The 24,705-nt window shown below is 71.5% G+C and carries 19 protein-coding genes and 1 other RNA gene; 11 read left to right on the top strand and 9 right to left on the bottom strand.

From position 1 onward, the window contains the following. The 8 genes from rsgA (at window position 1) to BM028_RS11880 (ending at window position 10,380) form a co-directional block, all read left to right on the top strand. Window positions 1-1,047: a ribosome small subunit-dependent GTPase A gene (gene rsgA, locus BM028_RS11910; RefSeq protein WP_092386791.1), complete on the top strand. Its 1,047-nt coding sequence runs from the start codon at window positions 1-3 to the stop codon at window positions 1,045-1,047. 293 nt (window positions 1,048-1,340) lie between these two features. Beyond that, on the top strand, window positions 1,341-2,453 hold the full coding sequence (locus BM028_RS11905; RefSeq protein ID WP_092386789.1) for an ABC-2 transporter permease: 1,113 nt from the start codon (window positions 1,341-1,343) through the stop codon (window positions 2,451-2,453). Between the two features lie 20 nt (window positions 2,454-2,473). Continuing rightward, a complete protein-coding gene (locus BM028_RS11900; protein ID WP_092386787.1) occupies window positions 2,474-3,256 on the top strand; it encodes an inositol monophosphatase family protein in 783 nt (260 codons plus the stop codon). A gap of 664 nt (window positions 3,257-3,920) precedes the next feature. Then, window positions 3,921-6,617, top strand: a complete 2,697-nt coding sequence (locus BM028_RS11895; RefSeq protein WP_071296174.1) for a helix-turn-helix transcriptional regulator — start codon at window positions 3,921-3,923, stop codon at window positions 6,615-6,617. A gap of 417 nt (window positions 6,618-7,034) precedes the next feature. Continuing rightward, complete coding sequence (gene glmS / locus BM028_RS11890) at window positions 7,035-8,849, top strand: glutamine--fructose-6-phosphate transaminase (isomerizing) (RefSeq protein WP_092386785.1); 1,815 nt, start codon at window positions 7,035-7,037, stop codon at window positions 8,847-8,849. Between the two features lie 29 nt (window positions 8,850-8,878). Further along, complete coding sequence (locus tag BM028_RS18865) at window positions 8,879-9,013, top strand: hypothetical protein (RefSeq protein ID WP_261647065.1); 135 nt, start codon at window positions 8,879-8,881, stop codon at window positions 9,011-9,013. After that, a complete protein-coding gene (locus BM028_RS11885; RefSeq protein ID WP_092386783.1) occupies window positions 9,010-9,723 on the top strand; it encodes a M50 family metallopeptidase in 714 nt (237 codons plus the stop codon). Before BM028_RS18865 ends, BM028_RS11885 begins: the two co-directional genes overlap by 4 nt. Window positions 9,724-9,837: 114 nt before the next feature. Beyond that, entirely contained in the window at window positions 9,838-10,380 is a 543-nt protein-coding gene (locus BM028_RS11880) for an NUDIX hydrolase (RefSeq protein WP_254789554.1), read from the top strand. Window positions 10,381-10,520: 140 nt separating this feature from the next. Here BM028_RS11880 and BM028_RS11875 read toward each other — a convergent pair whose 3' ends face one another. After that, a complete protein-coding gene (locus BM028_RS11875; RefSeq protein ID WP_092386780.1) occupies window positions 10,521-11,735 on the bottom strand; it encodes an amidohydrolase family protein in 1,215 nt (404 codons plus the stop codon). A gap of 125 nt (window positions 11,736-11,860) precedes the next feature. On the opposite strand from BM028_RS11875, the gene BM028_RS11870 reads away from it, so the two are divergent. Next, on the top strand, window positions 11,861-13,270 hold the full coding sequence (locus tag BM028_RS11870; RefSeq protein ID WP_092386779.1) for an O-acetylhomoserine aminocarboxypropyltransferase/cysteine synthase family protein: 1,410 nt from the start codon (window positions 11,861-11,863) through the stop codon (window positions 13,268-13,270). Between the two features lie 3 nt (window positions 13,271-13,273). Beyond that, window positions 13,274-14,578, top strand: a complete 1,305-nt coding sequence (locus BM028_RS11865) for an LLM class flavin-dependent oxidoreductase (protein ID WP_092386778.1) — start codon at window positions 13,274-13,276, stop codon at window positions 14,576-14,578. A 23-nt stretch (window positions 14,579-14,601) separates the two neighbouring features. Here BM028_RS11865 and BM028_RS11860 read toward each other — a convergent pair whose 3' ends face one another. From BM028_RS11860 to BM028_RS11830, 8 genes are all read right to left on the bottom strand, one after another. Beyond that, window positions 14,602-16,266, bottom strand: coding sequence for an APC family permease (locus BM028_RS11860; RefSeq protein ID WP_070416379.1), 1,665 nt, complete (start codon window positions 16,264-16,266; stop codon window positions 14,602-14,604). A gap of 126 nt (window positions 16,267-16,392) precedes the next feature. Next, window positions 16,393-17,109, bottom strand: a complete 717-nt coding sequence (locus BM028_RS18255; RefSeq protein WP_139219814.1) for a hypothetical protein — start codon at window positions 17,107-17,109, stop codon at window positions 16,393-16,395. A gap of 207 nt (window positions 17,110-17,316) precedes the next feature. After that, window positions 17,317-17,694, bottom strand: a transfer-messenger RNA (tmRNA) gene (gene ssrA, locus BM028_RS11855). A gap of 96 nt (window positions 17,695-17,790) precedes the next feature. Then, complete coding sequence (smpB, locus tag BM028_RS11850) at window positions 17,791-18,267, bottom strand: SsrA-binding protein SmpB (protein ID WP_022907777.1); 477 nt, start codon at window positions 18,265-18,267, stop codon at window positions 17,791-17,793. A gap of 205 nt (window positions 18,268-18,472) precedes the next feature. Further along, entirely contained in the window at window positions 18,473-19,387 is a 915-nt protein-coding gene (gene ftsX, locus BM028_RS11845; protein ID WP_092386777.1) for a permease-like cell division protein FtsX, read from the bottom strand. Beyond that, complete coding sequence (gene ftsE / locus BM028_RS11840) at window positions 19,384-20,139, bottom strand: cell division ATP-binding protein FtsE (protein ID WP_070416382.1); 756 nt, start codon at window positions 20,137-20,139, stop codon at window positions 19,384-19,386. Before ftsE ends, ftsX begins: the two co-directional genes overlap by 4 nt. Before the next feature lie 51 nt (window positions 20,140-20,190). Continuing rightward, on the bottom strand, window positions 20,191-21,300 hold the full coding sequence (gene prfB / locus BM028_RS11835) for a peptide chain release factor 2 (protein WP_070419094.1): 1,110 nt from the start codon (window positions 21,298-21,300) through the stop codon (window positions 20,191-20,193). A gap of 61 nt (window positions 21,301-21,361) precedes the next feature. Continuing rightward, a complete protein-coding gene (locus tag BM028_RS11830; protein WP_092387276.1) occupies window positions 21,362-22,525 on the bottom strand; it encodes a cysteine desulfurase family protein in 1,164 nt (387 codons plus the stop codon). A 58-nt stretch (window positions 22,526-22,583) separates the two neighbouring features. On the opposite strand from BM028_RS11830, the gene BM028_RS11825 reads away from it, so the two are divergent. After that, window positions 22,584-24,602, top strand: a complete 2,019-nt coding sequence (locus tag BM028_RS11825) for a glycogen debranching protein (RefSeq protein ID WP_092386773.1) — start codon at window positions 22,584-22,586, stop codon at window positions 24,600-24,602. Window positions 24,603-24,705 lie beyond the last annotated feature (103 nt).

The following is a 24,705-nucleotide window of genomic DNA, read 5'->3' as shown; positions in this document are numbered from 1 at the left end:
ATGAGCTGGTGGGACGACGTCGACGGTGACGACTCCGACGCGGACGAGCCGTACGGGCAGTACGACGAGTCGAGCGTCCGGGTCCGACCCAACCCGAAGGGCAACCGCCCCCGCACGAAGGTCCGTCCGACGTACGAGGACGCCCCCACGGGGTGGGTGACGAACGTCGACCGCGGGCGCTTCGGCGTGCTCGTCGGGGACCGGGTCATCACGGCCACGAAGGCCCGCGAGCTGGGGAAGAAGTCCGTCGTCACCGGCGACACGGTCCACCTCGCCGGCGACGTCTCGGGCGAACCGGGGTCCCTCGCGCGCATCGTGAAGGTCGCCGAGCGCACCACGCTGCTGCGCCGGAGCGCCGACGACACCGACGAGGTCGAGCGCGTCATCGTGGCGAACGCCGACCAGATGCTCATCGTCGTGGCCGCCGCCGACCCCGAGCCGCGCACCCGACTGATCGACCGGTACCTCGTGGCGGCGTTCGACGCCGGCCTCGACCCGATCCTCTGCATCACGAAGACCGACCTCGCCGATCCCACCGAGTTCCTCGCGCACTTCGCCTGCCTCGACCTGCGCATCGTGACGAGCCGCTCCGACGACGTGCCGTTCGACGCCCTGCACGAGGTCCTCGACGACAAGGTGACCGTGACCGTCGGGCACTCGGGCGTCGGCAAGTCGACGCTCGTGAACGCGCTGACCGGGTCCTCCCGGGCCACCGGGGTCGTCAACTCGGTGACCGGTCGGGGACGGCACACCTCGTCGTCGTCGATCGCGCTGCAGGTGCGGGACGGCGGGTGGATCATCGACACCCCGGGTGTCCGGTCGTTCGGGCTCGGACACGTCGACCCCGTGAACGTGTTCCGTGCCTTCGCCTCGCACGCCGTGCCCGTCCGCGAGCCGGCGGACGGGATCCCCCTCTCCCAGGCGCACGACTGGGAGATCGTCGACCGGGTGCAGGCCGGCGAGCTCGGGTCGACCGGGGTCGAGCGGCTCGACTCGTTCCGGGCGCTGCTGACCGGCATGGGTGCCGAGGACCCGGGCACGGAGTAGCGCGCCGCGCCGACGTGCCTCGCGCCTCGCGCCTCGTGCCTCGCGCCTCGCGCCTCGCGCCTCGCGCAGTGTGCGAGGATCCGCGCTCGGTGGGACGCCGGCGCCCTCCCACGGTGTGCGGAGGCTCGCACACTCCGGCGCCGGCCCCGCACCGTGCGCTGCGGTACCTGGGTCGACAGGTGTGCACCGACGTTGTACAGTTGCCCTTCGTGTCTGAAGTTGCAAAGTACAACTTTGCGCCGACCCCCGCCGTCGACGCCCCGTCCTCCCCCATGACGACAACGACGTCGCACGTGCACACCACCTCCCCCCACACCCACTCGCACGCCGCTCCCCGTGCCTCCAGGGCCCCGCGTCAGCCGAACGGCCCGTCGACGCTCCGTCCGCAGGGCCTCGGTCGCACCCTGCTGAGCTTCGGCTCGCACATCCTCGTGCCCCTCTTCCTCGCGATCGGCATGGGTCTCGCCTACCTCGGCGCCTTCCACGCCCCGACGCCGCACGACCTCCCGGTCGGCATCGTCGGACAGGGTGCGGCGACCCAGGTGTTCGCGCAGACCGTCACGGACGAGTCGGACGGCGCCCTCGTCACCCACGTCGTGTCCTCCACCGCCGAGGCGGAGCGCCAGGTCCGTGACCGCGACCTCGCCGCCGTCTACGCACCGACCGCGACCGGTGCGACGCTCTACGTCTCGACCGCGGCGTCGGAGACCACCGCGAGCGCGGCGCAGAAGATCTTCATGCCGATCGCCTACCGGTCGCACCTGCCCTTCACGGTGCAGGACGTCGTGCCCTCCGGCGACGAGGACACCACCGGACAGGGCCTGTTCTTCCTGCTCGTCGCCCTGAGCGTCGGCGGCTACGCGTCCGCGATCGCGGTGGCCGCCTTCGCCACCCGGCTGCGACCGCTCTGGACCGCCGTCACCGGCCTCGCGACGGCCGGAGTGGTCGCGGGGATCGGCATCCTCATCGCCGGTCCGCTGTACGGCATCATCACGACGAACCGATGGGAGATCTTCCTGTTCGCCTGGATGTACGACGCGATCATCGTCGCGCTCGGGGTCGGCCTCCACCCGCTGCTCGGCCGGTGGACGACGCCGATCCTCACGATGCTGTTCGTGATGCTCAACTTCACGTCGTCCGGTGGCATCTTCCAGCCGGCGTTCCAGCCGGGGTTCTTCGCTGGTCTCAACACGTTCTGGAGCGGCGCCGCCTGGCTGCAGGCAGCGCAGGACCTGCAGTACTTCCCGGGCGCCTCGCTCGGTCGGTCGTCGCTCGTGCTGGCGCTGTGGCTCGCCGCGGCCGTGCTGCTCTGCGTCGTCGTGCACGGTCTCGTCGCCCGCCGGGCCCGCATCGCCCGCGAGCGCGAGGTCACCGCCCTCGAGGAGGAAGAGGTCGTGGCGGCGTAGCCCCCGCTACGCTGGCGACCGTGGACCTCAGCGCCGACCTGGACTTCGCCCGCTCCCTCGCCGACACCGCCGACGCGATCAGCCTCGAGCGGTTCCGCGCCGCCGACCTGCACGTGTCGAAGAAGGCCGACAGCACGCACGTCACCGATGCCGACCAGGCGGTCGAACGAGCGCTCCGCGAGCGGCTGGGCGCCGAGCGTCCCGACGACGCCTTCCTCGGCGAGGAGACCACCGCCGACACCGGCGCCGAGGCCGTCAGCGAGGGCCACCGCCAGTGGGTGGTCGACCCCATCGACGGCACCGCGAACTACCTCCGCGGCGCCCCGGTCTGGGCCACCCTCATCGCGCTCGCGGTGGACGGGCGCCCGGTCCTCGGCGTCGTGAGCGCACCCGCCCTCGGCAAGCGCTGGTGGGCGGCCGAGGGGCTCGGCGCGCACTCCTTCGACGGTCCCCTGCACGTCTCCGGCGTCGACTCGCTCGCCGACGCCAGCCTGAGCTACAACAGCATCCAGCAGTGGGACGACGACGACCGCCTGGACTCCCTCGTGACGCTCTCCCGTCGGGTCTGGCGTACCCGGGCCTACGGCGACATGTGGTCGTACATGCTCGTGGCCGAGGGCGTCCTCGACGTCGCCGGCGAGCCCGACCTCAAGCCGTGGGACATGGCGGCGCTCGTGCCGATCGTCGAGGAGGCCGGCGGCCGGTTCACCTCGCTCGACGGCGATCCCGGCCCCTGGCACGGCAGCGCGCTCGCGACGAACGGACTCGTGCACGACGCCGTGGTCGAGGTCATCCGCCGCTGACGGCCCCGAACGCCCGGCGCGTGCAACTGTTGCACGCGCCGCGGTGCGACATCGTCGACGTCGTACGACAGCGGCCTCGTCGCAGTCCCGCGCGCGCAACCGTTGCGGCCGCGCGGAAGCGACACCATCGACGTCGTCCGACATCGGCGTTGTCGTTCCGAGTCGGCACGAACACTCGACCGACAACCCACCCCGCGGGTCGGCCCTGCGGCGGACACCGGCTGTACCCCGATTCTGTACCGCGGATCGCGGCAGCCGATCCCGGAACGCCCCCCGAGGGGGGCACGTGGCCCCCCGGACTGGGGACACCGCGGGTGGACATCGGATTGCGGAGACCGGCCATCCGAGCCAGAACCTGAGTTATCTTGCTTTCAGGCGACAGGTCAGGTGCCGCTTCGGAGTCCCTAGCTCCGAACGGGATGCCAGACCGGTCGTGCTTCGTCCGAAGACCCTAACCCGAGGGGTGATACAGACGATGACTTCATCGTTCCCGAGCGGAACCGAGTGCACCCTCACTCGTCATCCGCATTCCGTTTCCGACTGCTCCGGCACGCGTTCTTCCCTGCGTGCCCCACGTCCGGCTCTGCGCGCGGTCACCCGCCGTGCCTCCGACCGGTCCCTCTCCTCCGTTGCATCCGCTTCCGGGCCCGGAGGCCGGTGAGTCATGGCACTCACCGGTCGCCGTCTCGAGGTCGACCGGATCGCGACCCTCGCTGTACTCCCTCGTGAGTCCGCGATGGTCGTCGTCGGCGACCCTGGTTCCGGACGCAGCAGCGTCCTCGACGCGGTGTCCAACCGCGTCTCCCTCCCCGTCGTACGCGTCGGAGTGAACGGGAGTGAGTCCCACTGGCCCCTGGCCGGCGTGACCTCGCTCTTCACCGCACTCGACGATCCCCGTGCGACGGCCCACATCGCGCACCTCCTCCAGGGGAGCGCACCCGTCGACCGGCAGACGCCGGGGCTGGCGGCGGCGCACGACTTCCTCGACGCCGTGCACGCCCTCACCCTGCCGCCGACGCTCGTGCTGATCGACGACCTCGACCGCATGGACGTGGAGAGCCAGGAGCTCATCGCGTTCCTCGCGTCGCGGCTCGCCGGCACCGCACTGCGCGTCGTCGCCACGGTCCGTACCGTGCCGCCGGCCGGACCGCTCGCGGCCCTGCCGACGCTCCGGATCGAACCGCTGCCCTCGGACGAAGCACTCGTGCTCGCCCGTGACATGGCTCCGGAAGAGGCGAACGAGGGTGTCCTCGCCGTCCTCGCCGAGGAGACCGGTGGCAACCCCGGCGCACTGCGCGAGCAGCTCGCCGTGCTCAGTCGCGAGCAGCTGAACGGCTCCGAGCCGCTCGTGCTGCCGCTCCGACCGACCCCGACCACCGAGGCCATCGCGGCCCTGGTGCTCGGTTCCGCAGCAGGACGCGATCTGGACGTCCTGGCGCGGTTGGCCCTCGTCCCCGTGGCGAAGACCACCGGTTGGGACCGCGACGAGCTCGACGACCTGGCACACGCCGGACTCACGACCGTCAAGGGGCAGACCGTCTCGGTCCGCGATCCCCTGGTCCGTTCCGCGCTGTACTGGCGGATGCCGGCACGGGACCGTCGGGCCGCGCACACGGAACTCGCCGCGGCGAGCGCCGAGTCCGACCCGCGTGCGGCCGCGTGGCACCGCAGCTTCGTCGACGACGTCCCGGACGTGGTCGCGCTGCTCCGTGCAGCCCGCTCGTACGTGGTGGACGGCAACGCCCAGGCCGCGGTCGTGCTCACCGAGCGCGCCCTGCACATCGGTTCGGGGCACGAGGACGAGCACGCTGCGCTCCTCGGTGTCGCCGAGGCCCTGCTGGCGAACCGGCTGCTCGGCTTCGCCGCGCGGTACCTCGCCGCGATCCGGCCGTTCCGCTCCACGGCGGACGAGACCCGTCGGCTCCGTCTGTCGTACTCGGTGCAGTACCTCAGCGGCGACGCCGTGCACGCGGACGAGCTCCTCGTGCCGGTCGACCCCGAGAACGCCGCCGAGGCGGACGCGCTCGGTGGGCTCCTCGCGATGGTCGCGTGCTTCCGGGCCGAGGCCTGGGAGCTCGACCACGCCAGGGACCTCCTCGCCCGGGCGGAGCCGCTCAAGCGGTCCGCGTCGCAGCACACCCTGGAGATCACGGAGACCGCGCACGAGCTCATCGCCGCGGTCGACGGGACCCTCCCGGCCGACACGGCGCTGCACGACGGGCTCTCCACCACGACGCTGGTGGGCATGTCCGACCCGGCGCTGCTGCTCCTCGCCCACGCGTTGAGCATCGCCGAGCGGTACCGCAGCGCCCGCCGCGTGTTCGCCCTCGTCCTCGCCCGAGGACAGGAGGCCATGCCGGTCTGGACCGAGGCCGCCCGCTACCTGTCCGCCGAGAACGAGGTGCGCTCCGGGAACTTCCGGCAGGCGCTCCGCGCGATCGACGTGTGGGAAGCCGGGTCGTCGGTGGTCGAGCGGCTCCGTGAGCCGTCCCGTGCCATCGCGCTCGCCTGGCGGCACTTCGCCGAGGGGCGCTCCCCCGAGGCACTCGAGGTCCTCGACCGGTGCCTCGCGCAGCGGTCCACGAACCGTCTGTGGGGTGCGACCGCCAAGCTGCACGCCCTGCGCGGTCGGGTCCTGCTGCTCGACGGTCGGCTCGACGAGGCCGCGGCCTCGCTCGAGGCGGCGGACGCCATCGGTCGCTCGCTGCGGAACCCGGCGGTGCTCCGGCACCTCGGCGACCTGGTGGAGGCGTACTCGCGCCTCGACCGGATCGACGACGCCCGAGCGATCGCCGCGCGACTCGCGGCGGACCACCACGCCCGCCCGTCACGCTGGGGCGCCCTCGTCCTGGCGCGGAGCCTCGCGCTGGTCGCGGACGACACCACCCGTGACACCGCGCGTCGCCGTGCACTGGAGCTGTTCCAGCCGCACGACTCGCAGTTCGAACGTGCTCGGACCTTCGCGGCGCTCGCTGCCGTGGGGACCCCGACGGAGCGTCCGCGCCTCGGTGCGGCCGCTGCGGCGGCGTACGAGGCGGCGGGACTCCGGCGTCCGCTGGCCACCCCGGCCGCGACGGTCGCGATGCCGGTCTTCGGCGCGCCGACGTCGCTCCGGTCCGCGCCGGTGCTGTCCGCGCAGATGCCCGGGACGCCGCGCAGCGCGCCGGACGCCTCGGCGGTGCTCACCTCGCTCACCGCGGAGGAGCGCGCCGTCGTGCAGAAGGTGACGGAGGGGTACCGCAACCGCGAGATCGCCTCGTCGCTCTTCATGTCGCAGCGGACGGTGGAGCTGCGGCTGACGCAGATCTACCGCAAGGTGGGAGCGCGCTCGCGTTCGCACCTGGTCGCGCTGCTCACGTAGTCGAGACGCGACCCACCACCGGACGGGAGGCGCGGTGCCAGCTGGCACCGCGCCTCCCGTTCGTCGTCGGTGCGGGCCGTGGATGCGGGTTGCGGGACTCCGCACGCCCTGTCCTCCGAACGGGGGACCGCTCGCGGTGAACCGCAAGAGCGGGCGACGACCGTTGCCGTGTCACCGACCGGCGGGTGATGCTTCTCGTGCACCGACCGCCGTGCTCCTCCGGGAGCCCGCCCGTGGTACCCCGTCCGGTACCCGAACCGTCGGCCCACGAACGCCGTCGTCCGTCCTCGCCTGATCCGAGGACGGGCGGCGGCCCGGGCCGGCGGACCGGACGCACGGCAGACCCGACGGCGGTCGGTGCCGCAAGGCTTCTCCCTCCCCCACCCGAGCTGCTCCTCCCACCCGAAGGGAAACCAGATGTGCGGCATCATCGCGGCCCGCGTCACCGACGACGCGTCCCCCTACCTGCTCGACGGACTCGAACGACTCGAGTACCGCGGGTACGACTCGGCGGGCATCGCCGTCCGGACCGCCCACGGCGGCACCGAGACCATCCGGTCCGTGTCGCGCGTCGGTGACCTGCGCACGCTCGTCGCCGCACGCTCCGGCGACGCGCTGACGGGGGTCGGCATCGGGCACACCCGGTGGGCGACGCACGGTGTGGTCCGCGAGGCGAACGCGCACCCGCACGCCGACTGCTCCGGCCGGATCAGCATCGTGCACAACGGCATCGTCGAGAACGCCGACCGGCTCCGTGCGACGCTCGAGCGCCAGGGCCACGTGTTCTCGTCGGACGTCGACTCCGAGGTCATCGCGCACCTCGTCGAGCGGGCGCTCGCGGTGGACCCGGACCTCATGCTCGCGGTGCAGATCGCGACCGCGCAGCTCGAGGGCTCGTGGGCGATCGTGGTGCTCGACGCCCGAGACGGCCGCATGGTCGTCGCCGCCGAGCGCTCCCCCCTCGTCGTCGCACGGTCCGCCCGCGGCGACTTCGTGGCGAGCGACATCGGGGCGATCGCCGAGTGGTGCGAGACCTTCGTGGCGCTCCGCGACGGCGACGTCGTCGAACTCGGCGAGGCCTGGACGTGGTCGTCCTCCGGCGTCACGGTCCCCGTGCCCTTCCCGACGCCGTCCCCGTTCGCCGCGACCGCGCTCGACCTCGGCGACCACCCGGACCACATGGCGAAGGAGATCGAGGAGCAGCCCGAGGTCGTCGCCTCGATCCTCGACCGGGTCGCCCGCCGGGCCGCCGACGGCAGCATGTGGGTCGGCCTGGGGCTCCCCGGGTTCCACCGACTGGCGATCGTCGCGTGCGGCACCTCGCTCAACGCCGGGCAGGTGATCGCCACCGCGCTGCGCGGCATCGGCGGCGTGCCGACGGACATCGTCGTCGCGAGCGAGGCCGACCAGGCGGTGCTCGGCTCGGACACGCTCGTGGTCGCCATCAGCCAGTCCGGCGAGACCGCCGACGTCCTCCGCGCGCTCGACCGATTCGAGGACCGGCACCCGGTGCTCGCGCTCACGAACAACGTGCACTCGTCGCTCGCCCGCCGGGCGGACGCCGTGCTCGACTGCCACGCCGGCCCGGAGATCGGTGTCGCCGCGACGAAGACGTTCACCGCACAGGTCGTCGTCGGCGTCGCCGCGGTGATCTCCGCGCTCGTCGCCTCGGGTCGGATCGACGGCGAACGCGCGGCCGCGCTCGTCGGCGAGCTCTCCGACCTGCCCGCCCGCATCGACCACGCCGCCGCGATCGCCGCCGACCGCATCCCGCTGCTCGTCTCGAGCGTCAAGGACGCGACCGGCTTCCTCTTCCTCGGCCGTGGCGCCGGGCTGCCCTACGCGGCCGAGGGCGCGCTCAAGCTCAAGGAGCTCAGCTACCGCTGGGCCGAGGCCTACCCGGCCGGCGAGCTGAAGCACGGCCCGCTCGCCCTCGTCGACGAGGGCACCCCGGTCGTCGTCATCGACCACGGCGACCACCGACTGCAGGCGAACATCGCCGAGGTCCGTGCCCGCGGCGGTTTCGTCATCACGATCGGCGGCGAGGGGTCCGACATCCCCGCACTCGGCCGTCGCATCGTCGGCGACCTCGCCTGGGGTCGCGCGACCGCACCGTGGGGTCCGCTCGAGGCCGTCGTCCCGCTGCAGATGCTCGCCCGCGAACTCGCGCTCCAGCTGGGGTGCGACGTGGACAAGCCGAGGAACCTCGCCAAGTCGGTGACGGTCGAATAGCCAGGCACACGCGCTTCAACCGCCTGACGGTGTTCCTCGCCGTCCTCACGGCGCTCGCCATCGTCGCGACGGTCATCGTGATCGCCGCGACGCTGGTGCCGTCGTTGCTCCCCCAGGGTCTTGCCGGGTTCGTCACGGACGGTGCTGCGATCCTGGTCCCTTGACCACCGCAGCCCCGCCCCTCGTCGTCGTCGCGCTCCTCGTGGGCGCGGTCCTGCCGTTCGTGCCGTTCGTCGGCCGGGTGGCGCGCATCGCCGCGACGATCGCGCACGAGGTCGGGCACGCCGTCGTCGTCGTGCCGTTCGGCGGACGCATCCAGCGCATCGAGCTGCACGCGGACGGCTCGGGCGAGGCCTGGGTCCAGCTCGGCCGGGTCCCCGGTGCGATCCGGTGGCTCGTGCGGATCGTGAACCTGTACGCCGGCTACAGCGCGCCGCTCTGGGCGGGCGTGCTGCTCGTGACCGGGGTGCTGCACGGGTCGAGGTGGGTGCCCGTCGTGGTCCTCGGCGTCGTCGGGCTCGTCGCGCTCGCGTTCGTGCGGAACTGGTTCGGGATCCTCGTGGTCCTCGGCTTCGACGCGCTCGCGCTCTGGGTCGCCCTGCGCCCGTCCGAGACGACCGTGCTCGTGGTCGCCGCGGTCGGTGCGTTCTTCGTCGTGGACGGACTGCGCTCGGTGGTGCAGGTCGCCCGGTGGCTCGCGACCGGGGCCCGTGTGCAGACCGACTTCCACATCGCCGCGGCCGAGATGCGGGTGCCGGCGACGGTCTGGTTCGTGCTGTTCGTCGCCGTGAACGCCGCCGCGGTGTGGCTCGCGCGCGGTCCGCTGCTCGAGGTGTGGGCGACCGTCTCCGACGGGGTGCGCGCGCTGTTCTGACGCGTGCGGCGGCGGGCGGCGGGCCGCGGGCGGCGGGCCGACTCGGAACGACATCGTCGCTGTCGTACGACATCGACGTCGTCGCAACCCCGCGCGCGCGACAACGCTGCGAGGATGACGACGATGCACCTCGACGACGTGACCACCGCCCTCGCCGCGACGACCGCTCCGCACCGCGACCGCTTCCTCGCGTTCGTGCGGACCCACGGCGACGCGGCACTCCGACGCGACGGCGGCCCGGAGCACTTCACCGCGTCGTGCTTCGTGTTCTCGCCCGACCTCGGGAGCGTGCTGCTGTGCCTGCACCGCAAGGGCCGGTTCTGGGTGCAGTTCGGGGGACACCTCGAACCGGGCGACCGCGACCTCGCCGATGCCGCCCGTCGCGAAGCCCGCGAGGAGTCCGGCATCGCCGACCTCGACCTGCTCGACGCCTCCGTGGCCGACCTCGACCGGCATGACCTGCACGGGGGCTTCGCCTGCGCCGCGCACTGGGACGTCGGCTTCGTCGCCGTGGTCGATCCCGCTCGGGCGACCACCGTCAGCGACGAGAGCGACGACGTCCGGTGGTTCGCCCTCGACGCACTGCCCGACGGCCTCGCGCCCGGGCTGCCCGCACGCCTGGCCGCGGTGGTCGCCACGGTCGCGCACCGCGACTGACACCGGACGGGAGGCGCGGGTCGGCGCCGACCCGCGCCTCCAGTCCGGTGCGTGCGCACCTTCCGACGTGACACGCGTCGATCGACGGGTGCAGTGTCGCGATCGCCGCGCGAACCGCGCCGCGCCCGCCGCGAACCGCGCTACTCCCAGGGGTGCTGCGCCAGCTCCGCGGGGTCGACGACCCGCCCACCGGCCACCACGAGGGACCGCGGCACGCGGCGCACCAGCGCGTCCATCGGGTTCTCCGCGTCGACCAGGACGACGTCCGCACGCGCACCGGCGACGATGTCGTGCTCCTCGTCGGTGACGAACCGTGCGCCGTCGCGCGACGCGATCTCGACCACCCGCACCAGGTCCTCGTCCCGCACCACCCCGCCGGCCCGCGCGTACTGCCACGCGATGCCGAGCAGGTCGCCGTCGCCGTAGGGGCTCCACAGGTCGCGGATACCGTCGGTGCCGAAGCCGAACCGCACCCCCGCGTCGTCGAACTCGTGCAGCGGCAGCTGCTTCATGCGCACCGGCGCGACCGTCGTCATCGTGACGCCGAGGCCCGCCATCCGGGCGAGCAGGTCGCGGCGCCGGACCGGGTCGACGTCGACGATCGCGAAGCCGTGCGCGACGTTGACCCTGCCGGGCGCGATGCCGAGCCGCTCGACGCGGTCGAGGACCAGGTCGAACGAGAACGCCCCGAGCTCGGCGGGCTCGTGCAGGTGGACGTCGATCCCGCACCCGGTGTCGGCGGCGATGTCGAACAGGCCGTCGAGGTGCCCGACGGGGTCGCGGTCGATGAGCGACGGGTCGAGGCCGCCGATGTGGTCCGCTCCGCCCTCCGCCGCACGGCGCAGCAGGTCGAGCACGCCGGGGCGCCGGAGCACGCCGTCCTGCGGGAACGCCACGATCGACAGCTCGACCGCGTCGTCGAGCGCAGCACCCGCGGCGCGGACGGCCTCGATGCCCCGGAGTCCGACGCCGAGGTCGACGTCCACGTGGGTGCGCACCCGGGTGGTGCCGGTGCGGAGCGACTCCCGCAGGACCCTGGTCGCGACGGCCTCGCCCGGGATCCCGAGGGCGTCACGCCGGGCGCGCTCGTGGGCGATCCGGCCCTGGGTCCCGCCCTCGCCGCCGTACGACTCCCACGGGTGGCCCCACCAGCTCTTGTCGACGTGCGCGTGCGTGTTCACCAGCCCGGGGAGCGCGAGCTGCCCACGACCCTGCACCTCGGCCGCGCTGCCGGCCGGGACGGTGCCCGGGGGTGTGACCGCGGTGGTGCGGGAGCCGGTGACGACCACGTCGGCCCGTTCCCCTCCCCACGGTCGCACGTCGCGGATGATCAGGGTCGCGTCCTCGTCCACCATGCCCCCACCCTGCCAGTCCGGCCGCACCGGGTGTGCGCGGGACCCGCCGTAACGGAACGCCGCAAACGGGAACCGCGGAGGGAAGCCTGCGAGAGTACCGGCACGACGACGGCAGGAGGTGTCCCGTGACGGACGAGGCGCACGGTTTCGCGACCGAGCAGGTGCACGGCGGGTTCCAGCCCGACCAGGGCCACGGAGCGAGGGTCCCCGCGATCCACATGTCCTCGGGCTTCCTGTTCGACGACTTCGACCAGGCCCGCGACCGCTTCGCCGGGACCGACGACGGGTACACCTACACGCGGCTCGGCAACCCCACGAACGCCGACGTCGAGCGCCGGGTCGCGCTGCTCGAGCGCGGCGTCGAGGCGATCCTGGTCGGCAGTGGGCAGGCCGCCGCCACCGTCGCGTTCCTCGGCATCCTGCAGGCCGGCGACCACGTCGTCGCGGCGCGCAGCATCTACGAGGGCACCAAGGGCCTGCTCGTGCAGAACCTCGGACGCCTCGGGATCGAGGTCGACTTCGTCGCGGACCAGCGCGACCTCGACGAGTGGGCGCGACTCGTCCGACCGAACACGAAGGCCTTCTTCGCCGAGACGATCCCGAACCCGAAGAACGACGTCCTCGACATCACAGGCGTCGCCGACACCGCGCACCGTGCGGGGGTGCCGCTCATCGTCGACAACACCCTCGCGACGCCGTACCTCGTGCGTCCGGTCGACCACGGTGCCGACATCGTCGTCCACTCGGCGTCGAAGTTCCTCTCCGGCCACGGTGCCGGGCTCGGCGGCGTGGTCGTCGACGGCGGCACCTTCGACTGGTCGGCCTCCCCGGACCGCTGGGTGCACCTGACCAGCCCGGAACGGTCGCTCGGCGGCGAGAGCTACGTCGAGCGCTACGGCAGCCGGGCGTTCGTCGTCTTCGCACGCGACGTCGTCGCCTCGCGCATCGGCCCGACGCCCTCCCCCTTCAACTCCTTCCTGCTCCGCCAGGGCATCGAGACGCTGTCGCTGCGCGTGGAACGCCACAGCGCGAACGCGCTGGCCGTCGCGTCCTTCCTGGAGCAGCAGCCGGAGGTGACGAGCGTCGACTACGCGGGTCTCGCCTCCAGTCCGTTCCACGACCTCGCCCAGCGCTACCTGCCGCGCGGTGCCGGGTCCGTCTTCGCGTTCACGCTGGACGGCGGCGAAGCCGCCGCGCGGACCTTCATCGACAGCGTCCAGCTGTTCAGCCGGATGACCCACCTCGGTGACGTCCGCTCGCTGATCCTGCACCCCGCCACCACGACGCACGCCGGCAAGACGCCCCAGGAACGCGCCGACCAGGGCATCGACGACGGCCTCATCCGCTTGTCGGTCGGCATCGAGGACGTCGCGGACCTGGTCCGCGACCTGTCGCGCGGGTTCGCCGCGTTGCGCGGCGCGGGGGCGGGCGCTGTCGGCGCTGTCGGCCAGGAGGCGCGGGTCGGCGCCGACTCGGAGCTCGCCTCCCTCGAACACGCCGTTCCCGGCAACCACGTCATCGCGGAGGAACTCTAGGCAATGGCCGGACTGCAGCACTTCGGGTACTTCTTCTCGCGCGGGTTCGGCCCGCAGGCGTGGGGCCGGTCCGACTGGGACTGGGGGCACGACTGGACGAAGCCCGACCTGTACCAGCAGTCCGTCCGCGCCCTCGAGCAGGCCGGCATGGACCTCGTCATCGCCGAGGACGCGATCTCGCTCGGCAACCCGTCGACGCTCGACCTGCGGATCCGGCAGGCGTACGGCGGCCCGAAGCACGACCCGCTCCTGCTCGCGCCGTACCTGTTCGCCGCGACCTCGCACATCGGCATCGCCCCGACCGTGAACGCGGGGTTCACCCCGCCGTACCTCGCCGCACGGCAGTTCGCGACGCTCGCGCACCTCTCCGGCGACCGCTTCGGCGTCAACGTCGTGACGGACACCGGGAGCGCTCGGCACGCCGGGCTCGCCCCGCTCCCGCACGACGCCGCGTACGACCGCGCCGAGGAGTGGTTGCAGCTCGTGCGGCGGCTCTGGCACTCGTGGGGCTCCGGCTACGTCGGGGACCGCGCCGACTGGCACTTCGCCGACGGCGACGCCCTCGACGCGTTCCACCACGAGGGCGCCTACTTCACCGCGGACGGCCCGCTCAACGCCCTCCCGCTCGACTCCGACCCGATCGTGGTCTCCCCCGGCGGCTCCGGCCGGGGGCTCGGGTTCGCCGGCACGCACTCGGACGTGCAGCTCGCGCTCGCACCGCTGTCCGCGGCGGCCGTGCGGGACTACCGCGCGCGGGTGCTCTCCGCCGCGGCCGACGCCGGACGCACCGCGGACGCGCTGCGGATCCTGTTCGTGCTCAAGCCCGAGATCGTGTCGTCCGCGGCCGAGGCGGACCGCGTCGTCGACGCCTCCCGGCACCCGTCCGACGACGACCTCCGCACCGCGGCGATCGCGTGGTCGAGCGACTCCGAGACGGACCTGCTCGCGCTCGACCTCGACGCGCCGATCCCAGCGGGGACGTTCGGCGACCACGTCTCGGCGGGCACCATCCGCGGCCTCGTCGGCGACACCCCCGACGCACCGCTGCGCACACTCCTCGAACGCAAGGCCCGGAAGGGTCGGGTGTCCTCGCGCGAGGGCTTCGTCGGGACCGCCGACGAGTTCGCGGACTTCATCGAGGAGCTCGGCGCGGACGCCGACAACGACGGCATCATCTTCTCGGGCGACCTGCACCCGGCGCAGGTCTACCGGATGCTCGGCGACCTCGTGCCGGTGCTCCGGCACCGTGGGCTCCTGCGACGGGAGTACGGCGCCGGAGGCATCCGGCAGAACCTGTTCGACTTCTAGGCCCGCGCCCCGTGGCGCGGGTCCTAGTGGTGGACGGGCTCCACGACGCCGCTCTCCTCGACGTCGCGGACGTCCTCGGCGGTGCGGAGGATCTCGTCGCGGTCGGACGCCGAGTTGATCGCCCAGTAGTAGATCACCAGGGAGAACACCGCCACCACGACGATGTCGATCCACAGCGGGAACACCGGGTGCGTCAGCGGACCGAAGTCGCTGAGGAACACGATGAGCCCCATGCCGATCAGGTACGGCAGCAGCCACTGGGCCGCCTTCCAGTCCCAGCGCGGGCGGACGCTCGAGGCGCCGCGGAACACGTTGTTCAGGATGATCACCACGGCACCGATGAGGATCGCGACCCCGAGCTTCCAGTCGGTGTCCCACCCGGTCCAGAGGATGATGAGGTTCGCGACGACGAACGCGATCGGTGAGAGCAGCGTCGCGGCCGGCATCCGGTAGGGGCGCTCGACCTCGGGGATCCGCTTCCGGAACGCGCCGAGGGCCAACGGTGCACCGGCGTACATCAGGACGGACGCACTCGTGATGAGGCTGACCAGCCCCTGCCACGACGGGAACGGCGCGAAGCACGCGCACCCGACGACGAACGCCACGATGAGGCCGACCCAGGGCACGCCCTGCTTCGTCGTCCACTCGAAGGCCTTCGGGAAGTACCCGTTGCGGCTGAGCCCGTACGAGATGCGGCTCGTGGCCGTCACGTAGATGAGGCCGGTGCCGGCGGGCGAGATGATCGCGTCGATGAAGATGACCACGGCGAGCCAGGTGATGCCGGCCGCCATCGCGATGTCGGCGAACGGTCCGGTGTACTTCGTGAAGTCCGCGGTCGCCCACGAACCCTGGATCGCGTCGGAGCGCAGGACGCCGAGGAACACGATCTGCAGCAGCAGGTAGATCACGAGCCCGATGAGCACCGAGCCGATGACGGCGCGCGGGATGTCGCGCTTCGGGTTCTTGGCCTCGCCGGCGAGCTGGTCCGCCTGCTCGAAGCCGAGGAACGCGAAGATGATGCCCGACGTCGACACCGCGGCGAGGATGCCCTTCGCGCCCTCGGGCATGAAGCCATCAGCCGCCGTGAAGTTCGAGCCGTGGAACCCGCTGAACGCCAGGACGATGATGACCAGCAGGGGGATGGCGACCTTCCACCAGGTCGCCGCGGAGTTCGTGTTCGCGAGGATCTTCACACTGAGCATGTTGATCACCGTGACGACCGCCATCAGGACGATCGCGACCGCGATCCCGGCACCGGTCAGCAGCTGCTGGGTCTCCCCCTCGATGACCACGGTGTGCAGCCACGGGTGGGCGAACTGCCAGTGCTGCGCGTACTTGATCATCGCCTCGACCTCGATCGGGGCGACCGTCACGGACTGCAGCCACGAGAACCACCCGAAGGAGGCTCCGGCGATGCCGCCGAAGGCGATGTGGGGGAACCGCGCTGTTCCACCCGCGATCGGGAACATCCCGCCGAGCTCGGCGTGCACGAGTGCGAGGACGAGGATCGCCACGCCACCGATGAGCCACGAGATGATCGCGGCGGGCCCGGCGGTCTTCAGGGCTTCCTGCGAACCGAAGAGCCAGCCGGAGCCGATGATCGACCCCGTCGAGGCCCAGATGAGCCCGATGAAGCCGACGTTGCGCTTGAGGCCGGAGTCCGGCAGCGCCTGTGTCGTTGTAGCCACTGTTGCTCCTGTCGATGAGCGCCGCCCCTCGGACGGGGGCTGCGCTCATCGACTCTGGCACCGTGACAGCACTTTGGTCGGATTGTTTAACACAATGGAAACAAACGTGCTGTACAAGCCCTCAGGCTACTTCTTGTCGTGCTTCTTCTTGCTCTTCTTGTCCGACTTCTTCTTCTCGTCCTGCTTCTTGTCCGACTTCTTGTCGTACTTCTTCTTCGCGTCCTGCTTCTTGCCGGACTTCTTCTTGTCGGACTTCTGCTTGCCCTTCTTGTCCGGCTCGGGCTCGGGCGACTCCACCCCGTCGACGGGTTCGACGACCACCGCGCTCCCCGTGTCGGCGAGGACGTCGACCTCGTGCTCCTCGAGCGTCGGCGCGAGCGCGTCCTCCACCCGCTCGACGAGGATCGACGCACCGTCCTCGGCGAGCCGGACGAGCGCCTGGGCTGCCCGGACGCGGGTCGTCGTCTTCCGGGCGAGCACGTCGGCACGGGCACCCTCGAGGAAGGCACGGAGCGACCGTTCGACGACCGAACGACCCCGCGGCGCCGAACGGTCGAGGCGGTCGAGCTCGCCGGCCACACCGGACACGTCGTCCTCGACGTGCTCGTGCCGCACGGACTCGATGAGCGCGGCGATCGCGGCGGCCCCACGCTCGACGGCTGCGGAGCGCTGGTCGAGCACGACGAGCATCTCGATGACCGAGCCGTACGTCACCGTCTCGAGGCGGACCGGCTCGGCTCCACGCCCGCGGATGACCAACCGGGCGTCCGGCGTCGGCAGCCACGCGGCCAGCGCAGCGACGGTCGCGACCGAGGCCACCGCCCGCTCGTAGTCGGCGAGCACCACTCGCTCCTGCTCTCGCAGTCGGACTCGGATCGCGATCTCCTGCACCACGTGGACCTCCCGTTCGTGGGCACGGGCGTGTTCCCGCGCCTGCTGCGGATCGTAGTCCTCGGAGGTGGCGGGACAGCGAACGCCCCGGCATCGTCCGGGGACGGTGTCGGGGCGTTCGGTGTGGCAGTGCGTGACAGCGGTGCGGCGTCCGGCGAATGGTGGAGATGGGGGGAATCGAACCCCCGTCCATCGCTGCAATTCGACGTCTTCTACGGGCGTATCCGGATGGTTCGTTCTGCTCGGCCCCGTCCTTTGCTACCGGCTTCTAGGACGACGGGCCCAGTCTCAGTGCAAGTCCCGCACGGCCCTGAGGCGCAACCGTGCAGCAAGTCCTCTGGATGACGCCGGAACTCAGGTTAGAAGACGATCACCTGGCCGACGGACTTCATGTGCTGGGCTGCTTACGCAGCGAGAGCGAAGTCAGTGCGCTTGGAATTGGCACTTGTTGTTTTCCACGGATCGTTGACGAGATGACCGTGGGTCCTCGGCCCGCTTCCCGTCGGCACACAGGCAATGTCGAAACCGATCATCCCCATGCGGGCCGGACATGCGAACCGCTGTCACGCTCTTGAGTTGCCAATGCTCCGATGGGAGCAGTCCCTCAGTCTAGCCGACCGAGGTGCGACGGCGCTACTCGCCGACGCGGTTCCGGGTGCGCATGGCCCGCTCGGCCTCGCGCTTGTCCGTCTTCTCGCGCAGGGCCTGGCGCTTGTCGAACTCCCGCTTGCCCTTCGCGACCGCGATCTCCACCTTGGCCCGGCCGTCGTGGAAGTAGATCTGCAGCGGCACGAGCGTGTAGCCGCCCTGCGCCGTCTTGTGCGAGATCTTCACGATCTGCTGCTTGTGGAGGAGCAGCTTCCGCTTGCGCCGGGGAGCGTGGTTGTTCCACGTGCCCTCGGTGTACTCGGGGATGTGCACGGCGTCGAGCCAGGCCTCGCCGCCGTCGATGAAGGCGTACCCGTCGACGAGCGAGGCGCGCCCTTCGCGGAGGGACTTCACCTCGGTGCCGGACAACACCATGCCGGCCTCGTACGTGTCCTCGATCAGGTAGTCGTGACGCGCGCGACGGTTCGTCGCCACGATCTTCTCGCCGCGTTCCTTCGCCATGCGTGTCTCCTTCCGTGCGGTCGCTGCGGATGCGCAGCCCTACAGACTACCGAACGCGCGGCACCCACCGCACCTTCCCGGCGCGCCGCCCACGCCGGGCCGGTGTCGGCCGCCGCCGAGACTCGGCCACGCGGACACTTTCGCGGCACCGGAGGCACGAAAGTGTCCGCCGGCCCGAGACTCGGCCAGCACGACCGCCGAGGCGTCAGACCTTCAGGTAGCGGCGGATCGCGACGAAGGCGGAGAGTCCCGCCAGCACGATGCCGATCACGATCACCGACGGCACCACGACGGCCGCGTCCCCCATGCCGATGAACGCCGTGCCCGAGAACCGCTGCGCGAGGTAGTTCCGCACGAAGAACCAGACCACCGCAGTGATCGCGCCACCGGCCAGGACGGCCCCGATGGCAGCGGCGATCACCCCCTCGAGCACGAAGGGTGTCTGGATGAACCGGTTCGACGCCCCCACCAGGCGCATGATGCCGAGTTCTCGCCGTCGACTGAACGCGGACAACCGGATGGTCGTCGCGATGAGCAGCACGGCGGCGACGAGCATGAGCGCCGCGATGCCGATCGCCGTGTACGACGAGGCGTTGAGCAGGTTGAAGATCGGTTGCAGGTACCCGCGCTGGTCGACCACGCTCTGGACGCCCGCGACCTTCGACAGGCTCTCGACGAGGACGTCCGCCTGCGACGGGTTCTTCAGGTTCACCCAGAACGTCTCGTTGAGGTACTCGGGCTTGACGAACTCCGTCGCCGGCGAGTCCTTGAACTGCTGCTTGAACCGGTCGTACGCCTGGTCCTGGTCCTCGAAGTACGTCTTCTCGATGTACGGCTTGACGGTCGACGAGTCGAGCTGCTCCTGGACCTGCTTGCGCTGGTCGTCGGTGGCCTTGGCCCCGGTGCAGTTGCCCGTGGTGTCGGTGTCGGTGCAGAGGTAGACCGCGACCTGCGCCCGGTCGTACCAGTACCCCTTCATCTGGTTGATCTGCATCTGGAGCAGGATCGCGGTGCCGACGAAGGTGAGCGAGATGAAGGTCACGAGGACGACGGACACGACCATGGACGCGTTGCGCCGCAGGCCCGAGCCGACCTCGGACATGACGAGCCCGAGCCTCATCGGATGATCCCCGGGATGGTCTGGATGCCGGTGGTGTTCGAGACGCCCGCGCGCTGGATCGGCACGGCCTGGGTCTGGTAGCCGCCGGACTGCTCGTCGCGCAGGATCGTCCCGTTCGAGAGCTCGATGACGCGGCGCTGCATCTGGTTGACGATGCTGGCGTCGTGGGTCGCCATGAGCACGGTGGTGCCTCCCTGGTTGATGCGTTCGAGGAGCGCCATGATGCCGGCCGAGGTCGTCGGGTCGAGGTTGCCGGTGGGCTCGTCGGCGAGGAGGATCGCCGGCTTGTTGACGACGGCGCGGGCGATCGCCACGCGCTGCTGCTCACCACCGGAGAGTTCGTGCGGCATGCGGGTCGCCTTGCCGGCGAGGCCCACGAGCTTCAGCACGTCGGTGACGGCCTCGCTGATGAAGCCCTTGCTCTTGCCGATCACCTGCAGCGAGAACGCGACGTTGTCGAACACGTTCTTGTTCGGCAGGAGCCGGAAGTCCTGGAAGACCACGCCGAGGTTGCGGCGGAAGTACGGGACCTTGCGCGACGACAGGGCGCCGAGCCGCTGCCCGAGCACGTGGATCTGCCCGCGCGACGGCTTCTCCTCCTTCAGCACGAGGCGGAGGAAGCTGGACTTGCCGGACCCGGACGCGCCCACGAGGAAGACGAACTCCCCCTTGAGGATCTCGAGGGAGATGGCGTCGAGGGCGGGGCTCGGGTTGCCCGAGTACACCTTGGTGACCTGGTCGAATTTGATCATGACCGGATCAGGGTAGGTCGCGTCGCCCGGAAATCAACCGAGGCGCGCGGCTCAGGAATCGTCGGATTGCTTGCGCCAGCGGATGCCCGCGTTGATGAACCCGTCGAGGTCACCGTCGAACACGGCTGAGGGGTTGTTCACCTCGTGCTCGCTCCGCAGGTCCTTGACCATCTGGTACGGCGCCAGCACGTACGAGCGGATCTGGTCGCCCCAGCTCGCCGTGATGTTGCCGGCCAGTTCCTTCTTCTTCGCGTTCTCCTCTTCCTTCTTGAGGAGCAGGAGGCGCGACTGCAGCACGCGCATGGCGGCGGCACGGTTCTGGATCTGCGACTTCTCGTTCTGCATCGAGACGACGGTGCCGGTCGGGATGTGGGTCAGGCGGACCGCGGAGTCCGTCGTGTTGACCGACTGCCCACCGGGGCCCGACGAGCGGAACACGTCGACGCGGATGTCGTTCTCGGGGATGTCGATCGACTCGGTCTCCGGCATGAGCGGGATGACCTCGACCGCGGCGAACGACGTCTGCCGCTTGCCCGCGGCGCCGAAGGGCGACATCCGGACGAGGCGGTGCGTGCCGGCCTCGACCGACAGGGTGCCGAAGGCGTGGGGGGCGTCGACCTCGAACGTGGCGGACTTGATGCCCGCTTCTTCGGCGTAGGACGTGTCCATCACGGTGGTCTTGTAGCCGTGCTGCTCCGAGTAGCGGAGGTACATGCGCAGCAGCATTTCGGCGAAGTCCGCGGCGTCGACACCACCGGCACCGGCACGGATCGTGATGACCGCGGGGCGGTCGTCGTACTCGCCGTCGAGGAGCGTCTGCACCTCGAGGTCGCCCATGGTCTTCTGGATCGCCTTGAGCTCGGCGGCAGCTTCGTCGGCGGAGTCCTGGTCGTCGGCCTCGTTCGCCATCTCGACCAACACCTCGAGGTCGTCGATGCGGCGCTCGGTGTCGGTGATCTTCTTCAGCTCCGACTGCCGGTGCGAGAGCGCGCTCGTCACCTGCTGCGCGTGCTCGACGTCGTCCCAGAGGTCCTGGGCCCCGGCCTGCTCGCTGAGGTCGGCGATCTCACGCTGCAGGCGGTCGACGTCGACCACCGAGCGGATGTTGCCGAAGGTCTCGCGGAGGGCGGAGAGCTGCTCGGTGAAGTCCAGTTCGACCATGATCACCGATCCTACCGGTGCTTCCCAGCCCGGGAGGCGCGGCTCGGCCCCGGTGGACCGGTCAGCGCCCCAGGAGCGGTTCCCTCGACGCCATCCCCGCGGCTCCGGCGCGCGCCACCGCGTCCGGCAGCGCGGCGAGGAACGCGTCGACGTCGGCGTCGGTCGTGGTGTGCCCGAGCGTGATCCGGAGCGCACCGCGGGCGTCCTGCTCCGACAGCCCCATGGCGAGCAGGACGTGCGAGGCCTCGGGCACGCCGGCCTGGCACGCCGAGCCGGTCGACACGGCGACCCCGGCGGCGTCGAGCAGGAAGAGCAGCGAGTCCCCCTCGCAGCCCGGGAACGTGAAGTGCGCGTTGCCGGGGAGCCGGTCGACCGGGTCCCCCATCAGCACCGCGGTGGGCACCGCTGCCCGCACCCCGGCGACGAGTCGGTCCCGCAGTGCCCGGACGTCCGCGTGCGGCATGGAGGCCGCGACCCCGAAGGCCGCCGCTGCCGGGGTGTCCTGCGTCCCGCTCCGCACCTGGCGCTGCTGCCCGCCCCCGTGGATGAGCGGCTCGACGGTCGCACGACGGCCGAGCACGAGCGCGCCGATGCCGACCGGGCCGCCGATCTTGTGCGCCGACACGCTCAACGCGTCGAGCCCGGAGGCGGCGAACGACACCGGTACCTGGCCGTACGCGGCGACCGCGTCGCTGTGGACGGGCACGCCCGCGGCGTGCGCGAGCTCGACGATCCGCGACACCGGCGCGATCGTGCCGACCTCGTTGTTCGCCCACAGGAACGTGACCAGCGCGACGTCCGAGGCGTCGGCGAGCCGCGCCTCCAGGGCAACCAGGTCGACGCGACCCTGTGCGTCCAACGGGACCACGTCGACGACCGCGCCCTCGTGGCGCTCGAGCCACTCGACCGTGTCGACGGTCGCGTGGTGCTCCCCGCCGGGGACGACGATGCGCGGGCGCGGACGGTCCTGCTGCCGCGCCCAGAACATGCCCTTCACGGCGAGGTTGATGCTCTCGGTGCCGCCGGAGGTGAAGACGACCTCGACCGGGTCGGCGTCGAGCGAGGCGGCGACTGCGGCGCGGCCGTCCTCGAGCAGCATCTTCGCCTGCTGCCCCGCGCTGTGGATCGACGACGGGTTGCCGACGGTGCCGAGCGCGGCGGTGAACGCGGCGAGCGCCTCCGGCAGGATCGGCGTCGTCGCGGCGTGGTCGAGGTAGACCGGCATCTGCACCCCCTGAACGAGCGTTTCCAGGATACTCGTCGGTCCTCGTACCCTTGGTGCCATGCACGAGACGGCGATCGACGAGACCCCGGGGTTCCTCCTGACCGCCGACGTCCCGCGGTTCTCGGTGCGGTCGGCGACGGCGACGGCCGTGTCGGTCGTGGTCGACGGCCGCGGCACGTTCCCGCTGACGCGGTCCGGCGACGTCTGGGCGGGTGCCGTGCCGGGAGTCGAACCCGGGGACACGTACCACCTGCTCGTGGACGGTCCCGCCGGTCCGCGCGACGCGTTCGACGCGGAGCGTCCGCTGCTCGACCCGTACGCCCGTGGGATCGTGCGCGGCGCCGGACCACGCTGGACGGGTGTCGTGGTCGACGACGCGTTCGACTGGGGCGGGGTGGTGAAGCCGACGACGCCGCTCGACCGGGTCGTCGTCTACGAGGCGAACGTCCGGACCCTGACCGCGACGAACCCGGCCGTCCCGGAGGACCTCCGCGGCACGTACGCCGGCGTCGCCCACGAGAGCACCATCGCGCACCTGCACCGGATCGGCGTGACCACGCTCGAGCTGCTGCCCGTGCACGCCTTCGACACCGAACGGTGGCTGCGGGACGCCGGACGCGAGAACGCCTGGGGCTACAACACGCTCGGGTTCTTCGCGCCGCACGCGGCCCACGCCTCCCCCGGCGCGCGGGCTGAGGGTGCCTCCGCGGTGCTGCGCGAGTTCAAGGGCATGGTCCGGCTCCTGCACGCCGCCGGGATCCAGGTCGTCCTCGACGTCGTCTACAACCACACCGCAGAAGAGGGCCTCGGCGGCCCGACGACCTCGCTCCGGGGCATCGACGGGGCGAACCGCTACCGGTGGACCGCCGACGGCGCCTCGTACTACGACACCACCGGCTGCGGGAACACCCTCGACACCTCGGTCGAGGCCACGGCCGACCTCATCGTCGACAGCCTGCGCTACTGGGCGCGCGAGGTGCAGGTCGACGGGTTCCGGTTCGACCTGATGGCGGCGCTCGGCCGCGACGCCGACCACGTGTTCGACCCGTCGCACCCGCTGCTCGAGCGGATCCGGAACCACCCGGACCTGCAGGACACCCTGGTCATCGCCGAACCGTGGGACGTCGGACCGGACGGGTGGAAGACGGGCTCGTTCGGCGCGCGGACGAGCGAGTGGAACGACGGCTTCCGGAACACCGTGCGGCAGTTCTGGCTCACCGACATCGCCGAGGAGCGACGCCACGGCGCCCCCGCCACCGGCATCGGCGCACTCGCCGGGGCCCTGACCGGCTCGCGCCACCTCTTCGACACGGCACGCGGGCCGCTCGCCGGCATCAACTTCGTCACCGCCCACGACGGCTTCACCCTGCTCGACCTGGTGTCGTACGACGGCAAGCACAACGAGGCGAACGGCGAGGAGAACCGCGACGGCTCGAACGACAACCGCTCGTTCAACCACGGCATCGAGGGCGACACCGCCGACCGCGGCGTGCGGGCGGCGCGGGGCCGATCGATGCGGAACCTCGTCGCGACGCTCATGCTCTCCGCGGGCGTGCCGATGCTCACCGCCGGCGACGAGCGGAGCCGGACGCAGCACGGCAACAACAACGCCTACGTGGTGTCCGAGGACCTCACCCCGGTCGACTGGTCGGACGACGAGGACGCCGAGGCGATGACCGAGGCCGTCTCCGCACTCGCACGGCTCCGCGCCGCGCACCCCGCCCTCCGGCCGACCCGGTTCGGCGTCGAGGGGCAGGAGACCCCCGGTGCGTCCCGGATGTCCTGGTACGGGCCCGACGGCCACCCGATGACGGCCGAGGGGTGGGACCAGCCGATCCACCGCGCGCTGCAGTACTTCGTCGAGTCGACGCCGGAGCACGAGCCGTTCGACCGCGTCCTCGTGGTGGTGCACGGCAGTGGGCGCACGCGGGACATGACGCTGCCCGTGCGCGAGGACGTGCTCGGGTACCGGCTCGCCTGGTCCAGCGAGAAGCACCGCGACCACGAGCGGCTCCGGCCCGCCGGTCAGGTGTTCACGGCGTACGGACCGGGCATCCACGTGTTCGAGATCGCCTGACGGCGGCCGGTCCAGGAGGCGCGGGTCGGCTCCGGCACGACGGTCGCGCGGTGCTCCTCCACAGCGCCACGGCGCGCCCGGGTCTCCACGGACGGCACGTTCC

This window comes from Curtobacterium sp. YR515, from assembly GCF_900113095.1.
Classification (GTDB): domain Bacteria; phylum Actinomycetota; class Actinomycetes; order Actinomycetales; family Microbacteriaceae; genus Curtobacterium.
This window is presented reverse-complemented; position numbering and strand designations above follow the sequence as displayed.